This window comes from Micromonospora marina (genome assembly GCF_900091565.1).
Lineage (GTDB): Bacteria > Actinomycetota > Actinomycetes > Mycobacteriales > Micromonosporaceae > Micromonospora > Micromonospora marina.
Window position 1 is genome coordinate 203,086 of the sequence record NZ_FMCV01000002.1, and the last position, 15,705, is coordinate 218,790.

General features: G+C 73.3%; 22 protein-coding genes. 10 read left to right on the forward strand and 12 right to left on the reverse strand.

Annotated features, from left to right (window positions below; all coding sequences use genetic code 11):
• Nucleotides 1–243: 243 nt before the first annotated feature.
• Entirely contained in the window at nt 244–774 is a 531-nt protein-coding gene (locus GA0070215_RS03500; protein WP_091041675.1) for a SigE family RNA polymerase sigma factor, read from the forward strand.
• Nucleotides 771–1,964: a hypothetical protein gene (locus GA0070215_RS03505; protein WP_091041678.1), complete on the forward strand. Its 1,194-nt coding sequence runs from the start codon at nt 771–773 to the stop codon at nt 1,962–1,964. Before GA0070215_RS03500 ends, GA0070215_RS03505 begins: the two co-directional genes overlap by 4 nt.
• 75 nt (nt 1,965–2,039) lie before the next feature.
• Here the strand turns inward: GA0070215_RS03505 and GA0070215_RS03510 are convergent, their stop codons facing one another.
• The 7 genes from GA0070215_RS03510 to GA0070215_RS03540 all read right to left on the reverse strand — a co-directional run bounded on the left by GA0070215_RS03510 (nt 2,040) and on the right by GA0070215_RS03540 (nt 6,248).
• Nucleotides 2,040–2,942, reverse strand: a complete 903-nt coding sequence (locus tag GA0070215_RS03510) for a sulfurtransferase (protein ID WP_091041680.1) — start codon at nt 2,940–2,942, stop codon at nt 2,040–2,042.
• Between the two features lie 40 nt (nt 2,943–2,982).
• Nucleotides 2,983–3,429 (reverse strand): hypothetical protein, encoded by a 447-nt coding sequence (locus GA0070215_RS03515; RefSeq protein ID WP_091041683.1) that lies wholly within the window; start codon nt 3,427–3,429, stop codon nt 2,983–2,985.
• Nucleotides 3,430–3,431: 2 nt separating this feature from the next.
• Nucleotides 3,432–4,202, reverse strand: a complete 771-nt coding sequence (locus GA0070215_RS03520) for an SGNH/GDSL hydrolase family protein (protein ID WP_091041686.1) — start codon at nt 4,200–4,202, stop codon at nt 3,432–3,434.
• Between the two features lie 45 nt (nt 4,203–4,247).
• Nucleotides 4,248–4,745, reverse strand: coding sequence for a SigE family RNA polymerase sigma factor (locus GA0070215_RS03525; protein ID WP_091041689.1), 498 nt, complete (start codon nt 4,743–4,745; stop codon nt 4,248–4,250).
• Nucleotides 4,746–4,858: 113 nt separating this feature from the next.
• A complete protein-coding gene (locus GA0070215_RS03530; RefSeq protein WP_091041693.1) occupies nt 4,859–5,374 on the reverse strand; it encodes a putative immunity protein in 516 nt (171 codons plus the stop codon).
• Nucleotides 5,371–5,916 carry a putative immunity protein gene (locus GA0070215_RS03535; RefSeq protein ID WP_091041696.1) on the reverse strand — a complete coding sequence of 182 codons (546 nt, stop codon included), beginning with the start codon at nt 5,914–5,916 and terminating at the stop codon, nt 5,371–5,373. The genes GA0070215_RS03530 and GA0070215_RS03535 overlap by 4 nt, the downstream gene beginning before the upstream one ends.
• Nucleotides 5,913–6,248 (reverse strand): hypothetical protein, encoded by a 336-nt coding sequence (locus GA0070215_RS03540; RefSeq protein ID WP_018785605.1) that lies wholly within the window; start codon nt 6,246–6,248, stop codon nt 5,913–5,915. The genes GA0070215_RS03535 and GA0070215_RS03540 overlap by 4 nt, the downstream gene beginning before the upstream one ends.
• A 95-nt stretch (nt 6,249–6,343) precedes the next feature.
• On the opposite strand from GA0070215_RS03540, the gene GA0070215_RS03545 reads away from it, so the two are divergent.
• Together GA0070215_RS03545 and GA0070215_RS03550 are read left to right on the forward strand one after the other, a co-directional pair.
• Nucleotides 6,344–7,147: a helix-turn-helix domain-containing protein gene (locus GA0070215_RS03545; protein WP_018785606.1), complete on the forward strand. Its 804-nt coding sequence runs from the start codon at nt 6,344–6,346 to the stop codon at nt 7,145–7,147.
• Complete coding sequence (locus GA0070215_RS03550) at nt 7,138–7,332, forward strand: DUF397 domain-containing protein (RefSeq protein WP_018785607.1); 195 nt, start codon at nt 7,138–7,140, stop codon at nt 7,330–7,332. The genes GA0070215_RS03545 and GA0070215_RS03550 overlap by 10 nt, the downstream gene beginning before the upstream one ends.
• Here the strand turns inward: GA0070215_RS03550 and GA0070215_RS03555 are convergent.
• On the reverse strand, nt 7,307–8,074 hold the full coding sequence (locus GA0070215_RS03555; protein ID WP_091041700.1) for a class I SAM-dependent methyltransferase: 768 nt from the start codon (nt 8,072–8,074) through the stop codon (nt 7,307–7,309). The two genes, GA0070215_RS03550 and GA0070215_RS03555, sit on opposite strands and share 26 nt — an antisense overlap.
• Before the next feature lie 120 nt (nt 8,075–8,194).
• On the opposite strand from GA0070215_RS03555, the gene GA0070215_RS03560 reads away from it, so the two are divergent.
• On the forward strand, nt 8,195–8,542 hold the full coding sequence (locus GA0070215_RS03560) for a PadR family transcriptional regulator (protein WP_091041704.1): 348 nt from the start codon (nt 8,195–8,197) through the stop codon (nt 8,540–8,542).
• Nucleotides 8,543–8,544: 2 nt separating this feature from the next.
• Entirely contained in the window at nt 8,545–8,919 is a 375-nt protein-coding gene (locus GA0070215_RS03565) for a DUF1048 domain-containing protein (RefSeq protein ID WP_091041709.1), read from the forward strand.
• A 222-nt stretch (nt 8,920–9,141) separates the two neighbouring features.
• Here GA0070215_RS03565 and GA0070215_RS03575 read toward each other — a convergent pair whose 3' ends face one another.
• Entirely contained in the window at nt 9,142–9,516 is a 375-nt protein-coding gene (locus tag GA0070215_RS03575) for a VOC family protein (protein ID WP_091041713.1), read from the reverse strand.
• Between the two features lie 93 nt (nt 9,517–9,609).
• Between GA0070215_RS03575 and GA0070215_RS03580 the strand changes: the two genes are divergently transcribed.
• The 4 genes from GA0070215_RS03580 (at nt 9,610) to GA0070215_RS03595 (ending at nt 13,010) form a co-directional block, all read left to right on the forward strand.
• On the forward strand, nt 9,610–11,379 hold the full coding sequence (locus GA0070215_RS03580; protein WP_091041719.1) for a proline--tRNA ligase: 1,770 nt from the start codon (nt 9,610–9,612) through the stop codon (nt 11,377–11,379).
• Between the two features lie 54 nt (nt 11,380–11,433).
• The gene (locus tag GA0070215_RS03585; RefSeq protein WP_018785614.1) at nt 11,434–11,853 is read left to right on the forward strand and encodes a CBS domain-containing protein; all 420 of its coding nucleotides are present in this window, start codon (nt 11,434–11,436) and stop codon (nt 11,851–11,853) included.
• Nucleotides 11,854–11,931: 78 nt separating this feature from the next.
• The gene (locus GA0070215_RS03590; RefSeq protein WP_091041723.1) at nt 11,932–12,357 is read left to right on the forward strand and encodes a SufE family protein; all 426 of its coding nucleotides are present in this window, start codon (nt 11,932–11,934) and stop codon (nt 12,355–12,357) included.
• Nucleotides 12,358–12,377: 20 nt separating this feature from the next.
• Nucleotides 12,378–13,010 carry a DsbA family oxidoreductase gene (locus GA0070215_RS03595; protein WP_091041726.1) on the forward strand — a complete coding sequence of 211 codons (633 nt, stop codon included), beginning with the start codon at nt 12,378–12,380 and terminating at the stop codon, nt 13,008–13,010.
• A 75-nt stretch (nt 13,011–13,085) separates the two neighbouring features.
• On the opposite strand, the gene GA0070215_RS03600 is transcribed toward GA0070215_RS03595, so the two are convergent.
• The 3 genes from GA0070215_RS03600 to GA0070215_RS03610 form a co-directional block, all read right to left on the reverse strand.
• Entirely contained in the window at nt 13,086–13,283 is a 198-nt protein-coding gene (locus GA0070215_RS03600; RefSeq protein WP_018785617.1) for a hypothetical protein, read from the reverse strand.
• 36 nt (nt 13,284–13,319) lie between these two features.
• Entirely contained in the window at nt 13,320–14,099 is a 780-nt protein-coding gene (locus GA0070215_RS29465; protein ID WP_091042126.1) for an SDR family oxidoreductase, read from the reverse strand.
• Nucleotides 14,100–14,268: 169 nt separating this feature from the next.
• Complete coding sequence (locus GA0070215_RS03610) at nt 14,269–15,645, reverse strand: MFS transporter (RefSeq protein WP_018785619.1); 1,377 nt, start codon at nt 15,643–15,645, stop codon at nt 14,269–14,271.
• Nucleotides 15,646–15,705: the final 60 nt, after the last annotated feature.

Here is a 15,705-nt window from a genome sequence, read left to right on the forward strand (position 1 = left end):
GGTCCGCCGCCGTCTGCTCGCAGGTGGGGGACTCCCTGCGTACGCCGGCTCTGGCCCTGCTGGCCGCCACGCTCACCCGCGACCCTCGCCTGGAGCAGCAGATTCCGCAGCGGTCGCACGGCCGGCGGTGCGGCGGCGAGCCGGGTCAGCCCGGCCGCGCACCCGGCCCGACGATTCAGCGCTACCTGACCCAACCTTTGCCCCCGTCCCGCGCGTCTGGCGGGTGACGGAGGGAGGTGCCGGATGGGGCGGAACGCGGACGACGGGCGGGCGGACTACCTCGCCTTCGTCGAGGCGCACCAGCACCGGCTGCTGCGCGCCGCGTACCTGATCTGCGGGAACCGCCACCAGGCCGAGGACCTGCTCCAGGACGCGCTGCTCAAGCTGGCACTGCGCTGGTCCTCGGTGCGCGACGGCGACCCGGCCGCGTACGTGCGCGCCATCCTCTACCGCGACGCGGTCTCCTGGTGGCGGCGCCGGCGGCGGGAGTGGCTCAGCGCGTACCCGCCGGACCGGCCCGGCACCGACACCGACGCCGCGCTGCGGCTCACCGTGCGCGCGGCGCTGGACCGGCTGCCCCCACGCCAGCGGGCCGTCGTGGTGCTGCGCTACTTCGAGGACCTGACCGAGGTCGCCACCGCCGAGGCGCTCGGTGTCACAGTCGGCACCGTCAAGAGCCAGTGCCACGACGCGCTGCGCCGGCTGCGCGACGTCGTACCCGCCCCCGGCGCGTCCGGAGACGACCTGGTGACCGGGATGGAGGCGAGCCCGTGAACGAGCCCGAGCTGACCCGGCTGCTGACCCGAACCGCCGCGGAGATCCGGCCGACCCGGCCGGCCGAGACGGGATGGGAGCGGGCCGGGCGGGTCCGCCGCGCCCGCCGGGCCGCCGGTGCCGCGGCCGTCGCCGTGTTCCTGCTCGGCGGCGGTACGACGGCACTGCTGCACCGGTCCGGCCCGCCCCCGGCCGCACCCCGACCGAGTGTGACGTCGGCACCGAGCGCGCCTGTGGTGCAGCGGCCCCCGGACCGGCTCGGACAGGCGGGCGACCCGCTGGGCCGGCTCGGCGACCGGGTCGCCTACCGCCTCTCCGACCGTCCGGTGAGCCGGGCGCTGGCGCTGTACCAGCCCGTCGACCCGGACACCGGCGACGCCGGCCCGGTCCGGGTGCTGGGTGCCGACGGCATGGTCCGGGAACTCGACGTGGTGACGCTCGCGCCCACCCGCGACGCCGAGGGAAACGAGGCCGCAGCGCTCAAGCCGGGCAGCCTGTCCCCGGACGGCCGCACGGCCGCGTTCGCCCAGACCGGTGAGGTCGTCGTGGTCGGCCTGACCGACGGCGGGGTCCGCCGCTATCCGCTCGCCGGTTACCTGGAACACGTCGTCTGGGCCGGGGACCGGCTGCTGGTCGGGGACGACGACACCGCGTACGAGCTGGACCGGCGCACCGGATCGGCAAGGAAGCTCCCGGTCGACCCGTGGACGCTCGTCGTGCCGGACCCGGCCCGGGCTGCCGGCGACCTGTTCACGGTCGGCGGCTGGTCCGGGGACGGCGGTCTGGCCGTGCGCCGGTTCCCCGCCTCCGGTGGCGCGCCGGAACGGCGGCCGGTGACCGCCGGGAAGCTTCCCCCCGGTCACCAGGTGAACGAGGTCTACGGGCGGGGCTGGCAGCGCGGCGACCGGATCGGCCAGGCGGGGTGGACCACCACCGCGGGTGCCGCCGGCACGACGATCGGCGCCGAGGGCGTGGCGGTGCTGGACGCCCGTACCGGGGCGGTGACCCGCCTGCTCGACCTGGGCCGCGAGGACCGGGCGAAGGGGTGCTGCGAGGTGTACGGCTGGACCGCCGACGGCGACCTGCTGCTCCGCTACGACGCCGGGCTGGCCCGGTGGCGACCGGAGACCGGCGCTGTCGACTGGGTGGCGAGCGACGTCCCCGGCCGGCTGTCGATAGCCGCCCGCTGACCGTGCCGCCGGACCGGCGGAGACGAGCGGAACCGGCCGGTCCCGCCGCGGTGACGGCGGGACCGGCCGGGACGCTCAGCGGGTCAGACCGCCGGGCTGGTCGCCCTTCACGACGGGGGCCCGGACCAGGTTGCCCCACTCGGTCCACGAGCCGTCGTAGTTGCGCACCTGCGGGTACCCGAGCAGGTGGTGCAGCACGAACCAGGTGTGGCTGGACCGCTCGCCGATCCGGCAGTACGCGACCACGTCGTCGGACGGGCTCAGCCCGAGCTGGTCGGCGTAGATGGCACGCAGCTCGTCGGCGGACTTGAACGTGCCGTCGTCGTTCGCGGCGGACTTCCACGGTTTGCTCACCGCGCCCGGGATGTGCCCGCCGCGCAGCGCGCCCTCCTGCGGGTAGTCCGGCATGTGCAGCATCTCGCCGGTGTACTCGCCGGGCGAACGCACGTCCACCAGCGGCCGGCCTGCGGCCACGTGCGCCATGACCTGCTCCCGGTACGCACGGATCGGCGCGTCGTTGCGCTCCGGCACCGGGTACGAGGCGCGGGGCCGGTTCACCCTGTCCCGGGTCAGCTCCCGCCCCTCGGCGACCCACTTCTGCCGGCCGCCGTCGAGCAGCCGCACGTCGGCGTGACCGAAGAGGGAGAAGACCCAGAGGGCGTACGCGGCCCACCAGTTGAAGTTGTCGCCGTAGAAGACGACCGTGTCGTCCCGCCCGATGCCCTTGGCCGCGCACAGCTCGGCGAAGCTCGCGGCGTCCAGGTAGTCGCGGGTGATCTGGTCGTTGAGTTCGGTGTGCCAGTCGACCTTGACGGCGCCGGGGATGTGGCCGGTGTCGTAGAGGAGCACGTCCTCGTCGGACTCGACCACCACGAGCCCTTTGTCGCCCAGGTGCTCGGCCAGCCACTCGGTGGTGACCAGGCGCTGCGGGTCGGCGTACGACTGGAGGTGGGGATGCGGATCGCTCGGCACAGGCATGATCCCCAAGGTACGCCGGATCAGTGGGGCATGGTGCCGGTCAGGCGCGGCGGTGCACCAGGCGGCCGGCGACCACCGTGGCCCGGCACGAGCCGTCCGGATCGAACACGGCGAGGTCGGCGCGCCCGCCGGGCACCAACGCGGGCGGCCGGGTGGCGGCCAGCACCGCCACCTCGTTGCGGTTCGCGGCGGACCGCAACGCGGGGTCGGTGACGTGCTCGTCGAGCACTGCGGCGACGCCGAGCCGGAACAGCGCGTGCACCCGTTCGCGGGGTGTGGGCGCCGGGGGCAGCGGGCCGTCGTGCACGAGCGCCGGCCCGAGCGTGCCGGCCCACCGCCGCACCCGCACCCCGGGGTGCGCGCCGGGCAGCTCGGCCGTCGGCACGACCGCCTCGACCCGGTCACCGGCGACCACGACGGCGAGCCCCGCGCGGGGTGGGTCGTCGAGCGTCAGCCGCAGCAGGTCGGCGGCGTGGACGGTACGCACGCTCAGTCGCGCTCGACCGGCCCGAGCACCGGCCGCTTGGCGGTGACGAAGTCGCCGGAGGAGCGCCCGGTCAGCCGGCGCTTGATCCACGGTGCGAGGTGCCGGCCGGCCCAGCGCAGGTCGGCGGCGCGCGCGGCGAGCCACGGGCTGGGCGCCGGGTGTGCCGGCACCATCAGCCAATCCTCGTCGCAGCCGACGCCGAGCGCGGTGAGCACCTGGGCGGCGACCCGGCGGTGCCCGGCGGCCGACAGGTGCAGCCGGTCGGTGCTCCAGAGCAGCGGGTTGAGGTAGGTGTCGTCGGCGTACAGGTCGACCAGGATCGCCCCGTGCCGGTCGGCCACCTCGCCGACCGCCCGGTTGAGCAGCGCGACGCGGGGGGCCACGAGCCGCTGGCCGGGCAGCCGGGCCATCACGTCGGCGAACCGGAACAACACCAGGTCGCTGCCGCCGGACCGCAGCCGCTGCACGACCGAGTCGAAGCGAGGGACGAACGAGTCCGGGTCGAAGCTGCGGCGCAGCACGTCGTTGCCACCGGCCGCGAAGCTGATCAGGTCGGGCTTCATGGCCAGCGCGGCGGGCACCTGCTCGGCCACCACGTTCGGGAACAGCCGGCCCCGGATGGCCAGGTTGGCGTACCCGAAGCCGGGCCCGGCCTCGGCGGCGAGGCGGGTGGCGACCAGGTCGGCCCAGCCTCGATAGCTGCCGTCCGGATATGCGTCGTCCATGCCCTCGGTGAAGCTGTCACCCACCGCCACGTAGCTGCGCCAGCGCACGGCGCCCCCCTCAGACGTCCCGGTAGAAGTGCGTCGCACAGTCTGTCACCGCGCGGACCGGTCCCGCTGGCCCTGGACGCCGGACGTGGCGGATGTCTCGACGTCTGTGCCAACGGTCACGCCGAGCAGCTCGGCGGCCTCGCATTCGGTGCGGTCCTCGAAGAACCGCAGGACCAGGACGGCCCGTTGCTTGGCGGACAGCCGGGCCAGCGCGGCCCGGAGGGTCAGCCGGAGGGTGGTCTGCTGGGCGTGGTCGGGGCCCGAGTCGCCTCCGCGCGGCTCGGGCACGTCGCCCGGCATCGACTCGGCCACCCGGCGGCGCCGCCACCAGGAGACCTGCAGGTGGTACATGATCTTCCGGGTGTACGCCTCCGCGTTGCCGGTCTCGTGCAACCGGTTCCAGGCACGGTGGGTACGGGCGAGCGCGGACTGGACGAGATCTTCGGCCAGGTGCTGGTCGCCGGTCAGCAGGTAGGCGGAGCGCAGTAACGCGGGGGTGCGAGTCCGGACGAACAGGTCGAACTCAGTCAGCAGAGGGTCCACACGAGCCGATCCTTGGGGTCAGGTGGTGCATCAGCGTGACGCCTTCCGAGACGCCAGCCGTCCACGCCATGGTTGCCGCCGCCGGTGACTGTTCTCGACGGACCGGGCGGTTGTCAGCAGTCGAAGACCGACCAGCAGATGTCGTTGCGCAGGCGCTGGTCGTCCAGGACCAGCTCGCGGATCTCCGCCGGGAGCTGGTCGCGCTGCCACCGGCACTCGTCGCGCCCGGCCGCCTCGCCGAGACCGGCGGGCGCCGCCGCGCGTACCGCCTTGATCGCGTACGCGGCGGCGCCGAGTTCGTGGGCGGCGACGTGGGCCACGACGGCGGCCTGACCGGCGGCGTACGCGGCGTTGCGTGCCGCCCCGCGCAGGTCCCGGGCCGCCCCCATGGCATGGCCACCGGCCGCACGCGCCTGCATCATCCTGACCTCGCCCCGCACCCAGGCCCGCGCGTGCTCGATCGCCTCGCGCGGACGCGGATCGTCCGGCCGGACCGCCTCGAACAGGCCGAGGACGTGCTCGGCGCAGGTGGCCGCCCAGAGCGCGAGCAGACGGTGGTGCTCGTCGGTAAGCGTGCCGCCCCGGCGGATGGTGGTGAACCGGGGGTCGCGGATCTTCGGCAGGATCACGACGCGCCCTCGCGGTGGCGCAGGTCGTGGTCGAGGGTGCTCATCAGCCGGGCGACCCGGCTGCCGCCGCCGGTCAGCGGCGGATAGCGGCGGAGCACGTCGACCAGCACGGGCGTGGCGAGCCGCCGGGACCGGTCCACCTGCGAGTCCCCGACGGTCTCGGCGCCGCCGGCCTCCAGTTCGGCGACGCGGGCGGCGTTGGCGGCGGCCCGCAGGATGTGGCCGACCTGGGTGGCCTTCGCGATCGGGTGCAGGTAGGCGGCGGCTGCGGCGTCACCGGCGGCCCGGGCGGCGAGGCGCGCGGCCTCGGTGGGAGCGGACCGGGCGGCGCGGTGCGCGTCGAGGGACGTGACCCGCTGGAGCTTCGTCCGGGCGGCGCCGCGTGCGAATGTCCAGGCCGCGTCGACAGCCGCCCGGGGACGCGGGTCACCGGGAACCGCCCGCTCGTAGACCGGGAGGACGTCCTCCGCGTGCTGGACCGCGTACCGCGCCACCTCGCGCAGCTCATCAGTCGTCAGGTCGAAGTCCCCGGTCGCTGTCATGGCGCGGGCATCGTATCGGTGATGCTCCGCCGGTAGGGGCCCCAGCCGACGAAACGCTCGAACAGCTCGCGCGGGGTCGGCCCGTCCTGCGGGTTGAGGCGGAACAGGTCGTGGGTGGCCTCGTGGTAGAGCCCGGACAGGTAGACGGCCAGGTCGACCGGGTGGTCCGCGTACTCGACCTTGAGCAGCAGGCGGGCCTGGGCGCAGGGCCACGGCCCGCCGCAGGCGCGGCAGAGCCACAGCGGCCGGATCGGCAGGTGGGCCGGGTGGTCCGGCGGGTAGGGGCGGGGCCGATCGGGGTACGGCCCGAGCCGCGGTACGGGAAGGTTCATGCGTGACAGTCTGGTGATGTCACCACTACGCTCGGAAGTCGTCGCTGCAGGTCCGGGGAGAGGCCGGGAGAGCGGCGGCGGAATGGGGAGGGCGTGTGGAGAACGAACCGACCGCCGAGCTGATCCGCGCGCAACTGCGCCGGCTGCGGGTACGGGCCGAGCTGAGCCAGGAGGAGTTCGGGAGGCTCGTGCACTTCTCCGGCTCCCAGGTGTCGGCCGTCGAGTTGGGCCACCGGCCGCTCGACCGGTTCTTCCTCGCCCGGGCCGACGAGGTGCTCGGCACCGGCGGGCTGTTGATGTCGCTGCTCAAGCTCGCCGAGCGCGACGGCCAGCCGAGCTGGTTCCGCCCCTGGCTCGAAGCCGAACGCCAGGCGCAGCAGTTGCGCACCTACCAACCGACCCTGGTGCCCGGACTGCTCCAGACCGAGAACTACGCCCGCGCGATGATCCGCACGGACGACCTGATCACCGATGACGAGGTGGAGCGGCGCCTCGGGGTACGGCTGGACCGGCAGTCGATCCTCTCCGACCCGGATCGCCCGAAGTACATCGCCGTCATCGAGGAGTCCGTCCTGCGCCGCGCCGACGAAGGCTATCGCGGGCTCATGGCCGAGCAGATCGCGCACCTCGTCGAGTGCGCCGAGCGCCCGCACGTCGACATCCACATCGTGCCGACCTCGGTCACCATGCATGTCGGCCTGGTCGGGCCGTTCGCGCTGGCCCGGGGAACAGACGGCGGCTGGGTCGGTCACCTGGAGAACCAACTCGGCGGCGTCGTGGTCGACAAGGACGAGGACGTGGCTATCCTGCTGTCCAGATGGGAGAGTGTCCGCAGCGAGGCACTACCGCGCCGGCAGTCGGTCGAGCTGATGAAGGACGTGATGACCTCGTGGAGCTGACCGGAGCGATCTGGCGGAAGTCCACACGCAGCGGCACTCAGGGCGACTGTGTCGAGGTGGCGGACAATCTGGCCGGGGTGGTCGGGGTGCGGGACAGCAAGGACCCGGGCGGGCCGGTGCTCACCTTCACGCCCGACGCCTGGCGTGCCTTCGTCCGGCTCAGCGGGAGCCGCGCGCCGCGCTGATCAGCACCGTGTGCTTGCGTACCCGGAAGGCGCCTTCGGCGTCGATGCGGGCTTCGATCGCGACGCGGGCGGCGTCCTCCTGCTCGGCGGTGAGCGGCCCGATCATGCTGGCGATGTAGGCGAGGATCGGCTCGACGGCGGGCACCACCAGTTCGTCCGGGTAGCGCTCGACCGTCACGTCGTCGAAGTGGGCGGCGACCCGTGCGGGTGTCGCCTCGGCGGTGACGTCGTTCGAGTCGTGGAACCGGACGGCCAGGTCGGGGCGCCCGATGACCGGGCCGAGCGCGTTCAGTTCGGCGAGATGGTCGCTGCCGTTCACGGCGACCGCGAGCCGCCCGCCGGGGCGCAGCACCCGGGCGAACTCGCGCAGCGCGGCGGCCGGGTCGTCCAGGTGGTAGAGCATGCTGTTGGCGATCACCGCGTCGGCCGTGCCGTCGCCGAACGGCAGGTACGCGGCGTCGCAGCGCATCACCTGCGCCCCGGGCACCTCGCGTAGCCGCGCGCACATGGCGGGCGAGAAGTCGGTGAGCGTGGGGCGGGCCCGATGGCTCACCCGGTGCCACAGCTCGCCGGTGCCGGCGCCCACCTCCAGCACGTCGCCAGACAGCGGCAGCCGCTCGCCGAGCCAGGCGAACCAGTCCTGCGGGTTGGTGCCGTACGAGTGGAGCGCCATCCGGGCGGCGAGGTTCCCTGTGGCCGTCGCGTACTGGCTCACGGCGCGAGCCGACGGAGTGGTGGTCATCCGCCAAACGTAGAGGACGTGGTTCTTCGAGAGCCGCGGTATCAAGTGTTGCTAGGTACCGGTACCTAGTGTTACTTTCTACTGGTACTCAACGTCGCTTGGTAGCGAGGAGACGAGGGCATGGGCAATCAGATGACCGAGATGCTGAAGGGCACCCTCGAAGGAATCGTCCTGGCGATCCTGGCCCGCCGATCCGCGTACGGCTACGAGATCACCACCTGGCTGCGCGACCGCGGTTTCTCGGACATCGCGGAAGGCACCGTCTACGCGCTGCTCGTCCGCATCGAGCAGCGCGGGTTCGTGGACGTGGAGAAGGTTCCCTCCGAGAAGGGGCCCCCGCGGAAGGTGTATTCGATCAACACGAAGGGGCGGGAGCAACTCGCCGAGTTCTGGGGGACGTGGGACGTCCTCGCGGAGCGCATCGACCACCTTCGTGACAACGACAACCCGCAGAACGAAGGAGCATGAGCATGGCCGCGAAGTGGATCGAGACGCTCGTCGGGTCGCTCGACCAGAAGAAGCAGTACAAGCAGCACATGGCCCGCATGGAGGCCCTGCCGGAGCCCCACCGGAGCGCAGCCATGGCCCTCCAGCGGTACCTCACGTACCAGGGCGGCATCGTCGACGGGAACACGCTCGTCACGATGCTCGGCGACTTCGCCGACCTCTGGGAGCGTGCGGCCGCCGACAACACGCCCGTCCGCGCCATCGTCGGCGACGACCCGGTCGAGTTCGCCGAGACGTTCGTGTCCGCGTACTCCGGCAGGCAGTGGTTGAACAAGGAGCGCGCGCGCCTCCGCAAGGCGATCGACGCCGCCGGCGACAGCGGGGAGAAGCCCACGTGACCGCGCCGACGCGCGATCCCGCGATGTCGCGTGGTTCGCCGACAACCAGCCGGTGACGTCGATCCTGAACACTCTCCGCGCGATCTTCGCGCAGCAACCGTCGGCCACGACGTCTGGATCGCGCTCGCCTGGTACGCCGGCCTGCTCCTGGCCGCCTACGCCGCCGCGACCGCGATCTACCGCAGGAAGGTCAGCTAGCCGGGCGCGGGAGCCGGTCACCCGTCACAGGTAGAGGCAGAACGGGTGACCGGCCGGGTCGAGGTGCACCCGGACGTCGTCCTGCGGCTGGAAGTCGGCCAGTGTCGCACCCACCGACACCGCGTACGCCGAGGCGGCCTCCAGGTCGTCGACCTTGATGTCCAGGTGGGTCATCATCGGCGGGTCGCCGGGGCCGGCGGGCCACACCGGGCGCACGTAGGCCGGCTCGTCCTGGAACGCCAGCCAGTGGCCGCCGTCCGGCGGGGTCAGCACCACCCAGTCGGATTCGTCCTCGCGGCGGGACCAGCCGAGCAGCCGCTCGTAGAACGCGGCCAGGTCCTGTGCGGACGGCGCGTCGAGCACGAAGCTCGTCAGCTTCAACAGTGGTCGCTCACCCATGCCGCATTCCTACCCCGCCCCTGCGACAACCTCACCCGCCACGAGGGCGGAAAGGGATCGCACGGGCACAAGCGCTCGCCGTACGCTGCGGCAATGCTGCTGCGCACGTCGACCCTGCTGCTCCGGACCCTGCGCGAGGACCCGGCCGACGCGGAGGTGCCGAGCCACCGGCTGCTGCTGCGCGCCGGATACGTCCGCCGGGCCGCGCCGGGCGGCTACACCTGGCTGCCGCTGGGCAAGCTCGTGCTGGACCGGATCACCGCGATCGTCCGGGACGAGATGACAGCGATCGGCGACCAGGAGGTGCACTTCCCGGCGCTGCTCCCGGCCGAGCCCTACCGGACCAGCGGGCGGTGGACCGAGTACGGGGACGACATCTTCACGCTCGCCGACCGCAGGGGTGCCGACCACCTGCTCGCGCCGACCCACGAGGAGCTGGCCGCGCTGCTGGTGAAGGACCTGTTCACCTCGTACCGGGACTTCCCGGTGACGCTGTTCCAGATCCAGACCAAGTTCCGCGACGAGGCGCGTCCCCGCGCCGGTCTGCTGCGCGGGCGCGAGTTCCTGATGAAGGACGCCTACTCGTTCGACCTGGACGACGCCGGGCTCCGGGCGGCGTACGACCGGCACCGGGCCGCCTACGAACGCGTCTTCACCCGGCTCGGGCTGGACTTCACCACCGTCCGCGCGATGTCCGGCGCCATGGGTGGGTCCGCGTCGGAGGAGTTCCTGGCCGCCACGCCGGTCGGCGAGGACACGTTCGTCGGCTGCACCGCCTGCGACTACGCGGCGAACACCGAGGCGGTGGTGACCCGCGCCCCGACCGCCGGTGACCCCGACGCGCACCCGCCCGCCGAGGTGCACGACACCCCGGAGACACCCACCATCACCGCCCTGGTCGAGCTGGCCGAGGCCCGCAAGCTGGGCGGGCGCGCCGGCTGGACCGCCGCCGACACGTTGAAGAACGTGGTCCTCACCGTCCGCCGGCCCGGTGCCGAACAGGGCGAGCCGCTGGTGATCGGCCTGCCGGGCGACCGCGAGGTGGACCTCAAGCGGGTCGAGGCGGTGCTCGCCCCGGCCACAGTGGCGGTCTTCGAGGACTGGGACGCGCACCCCGAACTGGTCCGCGGCTACATCGGGCCGCAGGTCCTGGCCGAGCACGGCATCCGCTACCTGGTCGACCCGCGCGTCGTGCCCGGCACCGGGTGGCTGACCGGGGCGAACGAGCCGGGCCGGCACGCCACCGACGTGGTGTGCGGGCGCGACTTCGTCCCAGACGGCACGATCGAGGCCGCCGAGGTGCGGCCCGGCGACCCCTGCCCGGCCTGCGCCGACGGCGAGCTGACCATCCGGCGGGGCATCGAGGTCGGGCACATCTTCCAGCTCGGACGCCGGTACACCGACGCGTTCGCGGTCGACGTGCTCGGCCCCGAGGGCAAGCCGGTCCGGCCCACCATGGGGTGCTACGGCATCGGCGTGTCCCGGGCGGTCGCCGCGGTGGCCGAGCAGCACCACGACGACCGCGGGCTGGTCTGGCCGGCCACTGTCGCGCCGTGCGACGTACACCTGATCGCCGCCGGGAAAGGGCCGCAGCTCGACGCGGCGCTCGACCTCGGCGGGCGCCTCGCCGCCGCCGGCCTGCGCGTGCTGGTCGACGACCGCACCCACGTGTCCGCCGGGGTGAAGTTCACCGACGCCGAGCTGATCGGCATCCCGCGCGCCGTCGTGGTCGGCCGCCGCCTGGCCGACGGGTACGTGGAACTGCGTGACCGGGCCACCGGCGAGCGCACCGAACTGCCGGCGGAGGCCGTCGTGGAGCGCCTGCGCGACGAGGTGGGCGCGACGCGCCGCAACGGGGTGTAGCGGGAGCGCCACCGGGTACCGCAGACGGATCGATCGAAGCTTTCGGAGGCTCTCATGTACCGCGTCAGTGACGTGATGACCAGGCAGGTGATCTATCTCTCGGCGGAGACCCCGCTGGACGAGGCGGCCCGGGTGATGAAGGAGTCGGACATCGGCGACGTGGTGGTCACCGACGGTGCCACCCTGGCCGGCATGCTGACCGACCGCGACATCGTGGTCCGGGCGGTGGCCGAACGCGCCGACCCCGGCACCACCACCATCGGCTCGATCATCACCCGTGAGGTGGTGATGATCGAGCAGCACTGCACGGCGAACGAGGCGGCAGCGCTGATGCGCGAGCGCAACATCCGCCGGGTGCTCGTGTGCGACAGCGACCGCAAGCTCGTCGGCATCGTCTCCCTCGGTGACCTCGCCATGCAGCTCGACCCCCGGTCGGCGCTCAGCGACATCAGCGAGGCCGCGCCGAACGTGTGAGCGCGGGCCCCGCACGCGCGGCGGGGCCCCGCTCGGCACCGCCGGGTGGCGAGACCCGACGGCGGATAGCCTCGACCCATGCCCGAGATGCCGACCAAGCTGGCCGAGATCGTCGACGAGTTCGCCGCCGCGCCCCGCGACGTCGTCCTGGAGATGCTGCTGGAGTTCGCGGACGTGATCCCGCCCCTGCCCGAGGGTGTGAACCGGGAGGAGCTGGAGCAGGTCCCCGAGTGCCAGACCGCGTTCTTCCTGCGCGCCGAGGTGAACACGGACAAGACCGTGAGCACCGTCTTCGACTGCCCGCCGGAGGCGCCCACCACGCGGGCGTTCGCCGGCATCCTCGCCGACGGGCTGGCCGGGGCGAGCGCCGAGGAGGTGCTCGCCGTACCCGACGACCTCTACCAGCGGATGGGCCTGGCGCAGGCGATCAGTCCACTGCGGGTACGCGGCGGCACCGCCATCCTGGCCCGGCTCAAGCGCCAGGTCCGGGAACAGATCTCCTGACCGGAGGGTTGTCGCTGGTCATGGACATCGAGATCTACGCCGACGTGGTCTGCCCCTGGTGCTGGATCGGCAAGCGCCGGCTGGAACAGGCACTGGAGTCGTACGACGGCGAGGTGACGGTCCGGTTCCGGCCGTTCCAGCTCGACCCGACGCCGGTCACCGAGCCGAAGCCGCTGCTGGAGGCGCTCGGCGACAAGTTCGGTGGGCGGGACAAGGCCGAGGGCATGGCCGCGCACGTCACGGGCGTCGCCGCGGGCGCGGGCCTGGATCTGCGGTTCGACCGCGCGGTGGCCGCGAACACGTTCGACGCGCACCGGCTGGTGCGTCTCGCCACCGAGCACGGGCGCTCCGCCGAGATGGTCGAGCGGCTCTACCGGGCGCACTTCCACGACGGCGTCGACGTCGGCTCGATCGACGCGCTCGTCACGCTGGCCGGCGAGGCCGGGCTGGACGAGACCGAGGCGCGGCAGTACCTGGAGTCGAACCTGGGCCGCCGGGAGGTGGCCGCTGACCTGCGCACCGCCCACCAGCTCGGTGTCTCCAGCGTGCCGACGTTCGTGCTGGCCGGAAAGTACGCGGTCACCGGCGCGCAGGAGCCGGAGACGCTGCTCGCCGCGCTGCGCGAGGTGACGCGACACGAAGCGGCGGCCTGATGTTTCACGTGGAACAAGATCGATGCGGATGAGGACCTGGGCCGGTCTGGCCAGGTCCTCCACCACCCTCGTCCTTCAGTTGGGATTGGTGAGGAACGCGTTCTCCTGGGCGAAGTCCCGGCCCTCGGTGGTGGTGAGCTGCCGGCGGCGCAGCGCCTCGGGGCGGTTCGCCTCGGCGTCCTCGATGCCGTGCCGGACGCCGACCCGGATCACGCCGTACAGGAAGACGAAACCGAAGACGTAGAGGATCACTGTGGTGACGAAGACCAGCATGCGATCACCGTAGGCCGGTGCGGACCCGACCCGTTCTCATCTTCCGCCGGTTCCCCCGTACGTGTCAGCGAGATGGTCGGCCCAGGTCCGGGCACCGGTCGGCGTGGCGGTCGTGGTGAGACCGCCAGCGCGCAGCTCGCGCCCGAGCCGGCCGGGGATCCGGATCGGCAGCAGCGGACGGCGCACCCGGCGCGCCGCCAGCCAGGCACGGGCCGCCTCGTCGAAGCGCAACACCTCCGGTCCGCCGAAGTCCTCAACCCGGTTCGACGGCCCGGCGAGCAGCAGGACCGCGAGCCGGTCCGCCACCTCGGCGGGGTCGACCGGCTGGGCGAGCACCGCCCGGTCCCCGATCACCGGCCCGAGGCGGCTCGCACCGCCGAGCAGGCCCTCCAGGAACTGCGGGAACTGGGTCGCCCGCAACACGCTCCACGGCACCGGTCCGGCGGCCACCACCTGCTCGGCCGCGAGCTTGTGCCGGTAGTAGCCGAGCGGCACCCGGTCGACGCCGACGATCGAGACGAAGACCAGGTGACGAACTCCGGCGTGACCGGCGGCCACTGCCAGCCGGCGGGTGCCGAGGACGTCGATGTCGTGCGTACGCCGGTTCGGCGACGAGGCCAGGTGCAGCACGGCGTCCACCCCGGCGACCGCCTCCGCCAGCCCGGCGCCGGTGGCCAGGTCCGCGGCCACCCAGTCGACCCCGTCCCCGGTACGCGACCGGCGGCTGACCGCCCGCAGCGTGAAGCCCTCGTCCCGCAGCCGCGGCACCGCCACCCGTCCGAGCCGCCCGGTCGCCCCGGTCACCAGTACCCGCATCGCCATTCCTCCCGCTCACACCGCACCCGCCGTGCGGTTCGTTCCCCGCCGGCTGCGCCCGCGTCGCGGCGGCTTCGCGCCGTCGGGCCGGGCAACGCCACTCCACGCACCCACCGATCCTGCGGCACGAGAAGGACACCATGGGTGACGGACGGCAGAGCCGACCGGTTCAGGTGGCCGGGCTGGGCACCACTCGGCCGGCCAGCAGCAGACCGAGCAGGCCGCAGGCGGCGGCCACGGCCAGCGTGGTCGCGAAGCCGGCCGGGCCGGGGGACGCACCGGCGGCCAGGACCGCGCCGGTGAGCGCCAGCACGGTGGCGGCGGCGAGCGAGTCGCCCAGTTGCAGCGCGGAGCTGTTGCGGCCCTGCTCGGCCGGGGCGGACTGCTCCAGGGTGAGCACCGACAGCGACGGATAGAGCAGGCCCATGCCCAGCCCGGCCACCGCCCAGCAGAGCACGGCCGGCAGCACCGGCAGTCCGGGCACCAGCGCCGACGCCACGCCCGCCGTACCGATCGTGATGCAGGCCAGCCCGGCCCGGGGCAGGGTCGCCGCCGAGCGGGGTGAGCCGATCCGCCCCTGGATCCACGAGCCCACCGACCAGGACAGCGCCCCGACGGTCAGCACCAGACCGGCACCGGTGGGCGAGAAGCCGCGTTCCCGGGACAGCATCAGCGGTATCACCACCTCGGCAGCGACGAACGCCGCCGAGGCCAGCGCGCGCAGGCCGATGACCGTCGGCAGTCCCCGTGCCGCGCGCAGGAACCCGGCCGGCAGCAGGTGCGGTACGCAGACCAGCAACCCGGCCAGCGCCGCGGCGATCAGACCGGCGGCGAGCGCGCCGCGCTGCTGCCCCCCGTAGTGCAGCAGTGCGGCGCTCGCCCCCGCCCCGCAGGCCCAGCCGATCCGGGCCAGGGCGCCCGCGGGCGGCCGGGTCGCCACGGTGGCGGTCAGTGCCCGCAGCCCTGGCTGGACCAGCAGCGCCGCCGCGATCGCCACCGCCGGCACCGCGAGGAACACCCACCGCCAGCCCAGGTGTTCCACGATCAGTCCGGCCAGCGCCGGGCCGACGAGCGACGGCACCACCCAGGCCGCGGCGAACGCGGCGAAGATCCGCCGGCGCAACTGCTCCGGGTACGCCTGACCCACGACCACGTAGAGCGCCACCGAGACCAGTCCAGAGCCGAAGCCCTGCACCACCCGCCCGACGACCAGCACCTCCATGGTCGTCGCGGTGCCCGCCACCACCAGCCCGGCGACGAACCAGACCACACCGTGCCACATAGCCGGGCGCGGCCCGCGCGCGTCGCACCAGATGCCGGAGGCGACCATCGCCACCACGCCGGAGGCGAACGAACCGCCGAACGCCAGCGCGTACAGGCCGAGCCCGTCGAGACTGCGCGCCACTGTCGGCATGGCGGTGCCCACCGCCAGCGCTTCGAACGCGAGCAGGGACACCAGGGCGACACTGCCCACCGTCATCGCCCGCAGGCGCGGCGACCACAGGTCGACAGGTGGATCAGCCGGTACGGCGGTGGTGCTGGTCATGGCGTTCAGCCTCGGACCTCACCCCCGGTTGAGGTCAACTGTGTCGCGCGTCTCGTCCGG

Bases quoted from the DNA above. Each gene is read 5' to 3' on its own strand.
- GA0070215_RS03500 (WP_091041675.1), top strand. From the start codon at position 244: ATGGGGCGGAACGCGGACGACGGGCGGGCGGACTACCTCGCCTTCGTC.
- GA0070215_RS03585 (WP_018785614.1), top strand. From the start codon at position 11,434: ATGTACCGCGTCAGTGACGTGATGACCAGGCAGGTGATCTATCTCTCG.
- GA0070215_RS03565 (WP_091041709.1), top strand. From the start codon at position 8,545: ATGGCCGCGAAGTGGATCGAGACGCTCGTCGGGTCGCTCGACCAGAAG.
- GA0070215_RS03535 (WP_091041696.1), bottom strand. From the start codon at position 5,916: ATGACAGCGACCGGGGACTTCGACCTGACGACTGATGAGCTGCGCGAG.
- GA0070215_RS03510 (WP_091041680.1), bottom strand. From the start codon at position 2,942: ATGCCTGTGCCGAGCGATCCGCATCCCCACCTCCAGTCGTACGCCGAC.
- GA0070215_RS03540 (WP_018785605.1), bottom strand. From the start codon at position 6,248: ATGAACCTTCCCGTACCGCGGCTCGGGCCGTACCCCGATCGGCCCCGC.
- GA0070215_RS03600 (WP_018785617.1), bottom strand. From the start codon at position 13,283: ATGCTGGTCTTCGTCACCACAGTGATCCTCTACGTCTTCGGTTTCGTC.
- GA0070215_RS03590 (WP_091041723.1), top strand. From the start codon at position 11,932: ATGCCCGAGATGCCGACCAAGCTGGCCGAGATCGTCGACGAGTTCGCC.
- GA0070215_RS29465 (WP_091042126.1), bottom strand. From the start codon at position 14,099: ATGCGGGTACTGGTGACCGGGGCGACCGGGCGGCTCGGACGGGTGGCG.
- GA0070215_RS03575 (WP_091041713.1), bottom strand. From the start codon at position 9,516: ATGGGTGAGCGACCACTGTTGAAGCTGACGAGCTTCGTGCTCGACGCG.
- GA0070215_RS03580 (WP_091041719.1), top strand. From the start codon at position 9,610: ATGCTGCTGCGCACGTCGACCCTGCTGCTCCGGACCCTGCGCGAGGAC.
- GA0070215_RS03610 (WP_018785619.1), bottom strand. From the start codon at position 15,645: ATGACCAGCACCACCGCCGTACCGGCTGATCCACCTGTCGACCTGTGG.
- GA0070215_RS03560 (WP_091041704.1), top strand. From the start codon at position 8,195: ATGGGCAATCAGATGACCGAGATGCTGAAGGGCACCCTCGAAGGAATC.
- GA0070215_RS03555 (WP_091041700.1), bottom strand. From the start codon at position 8,074: ATGACCACCACTCCGTCGGCTCGCGCCGTGAGCCAGTACGCGACGGCC.
- GA0070215_RS03595 (WP_091041726.1), top strand. From the start codon at position 12,378: ATGGACATCGAGATCTACGCCGACGTGGTCTGCCCCTGGTGCTGGATC.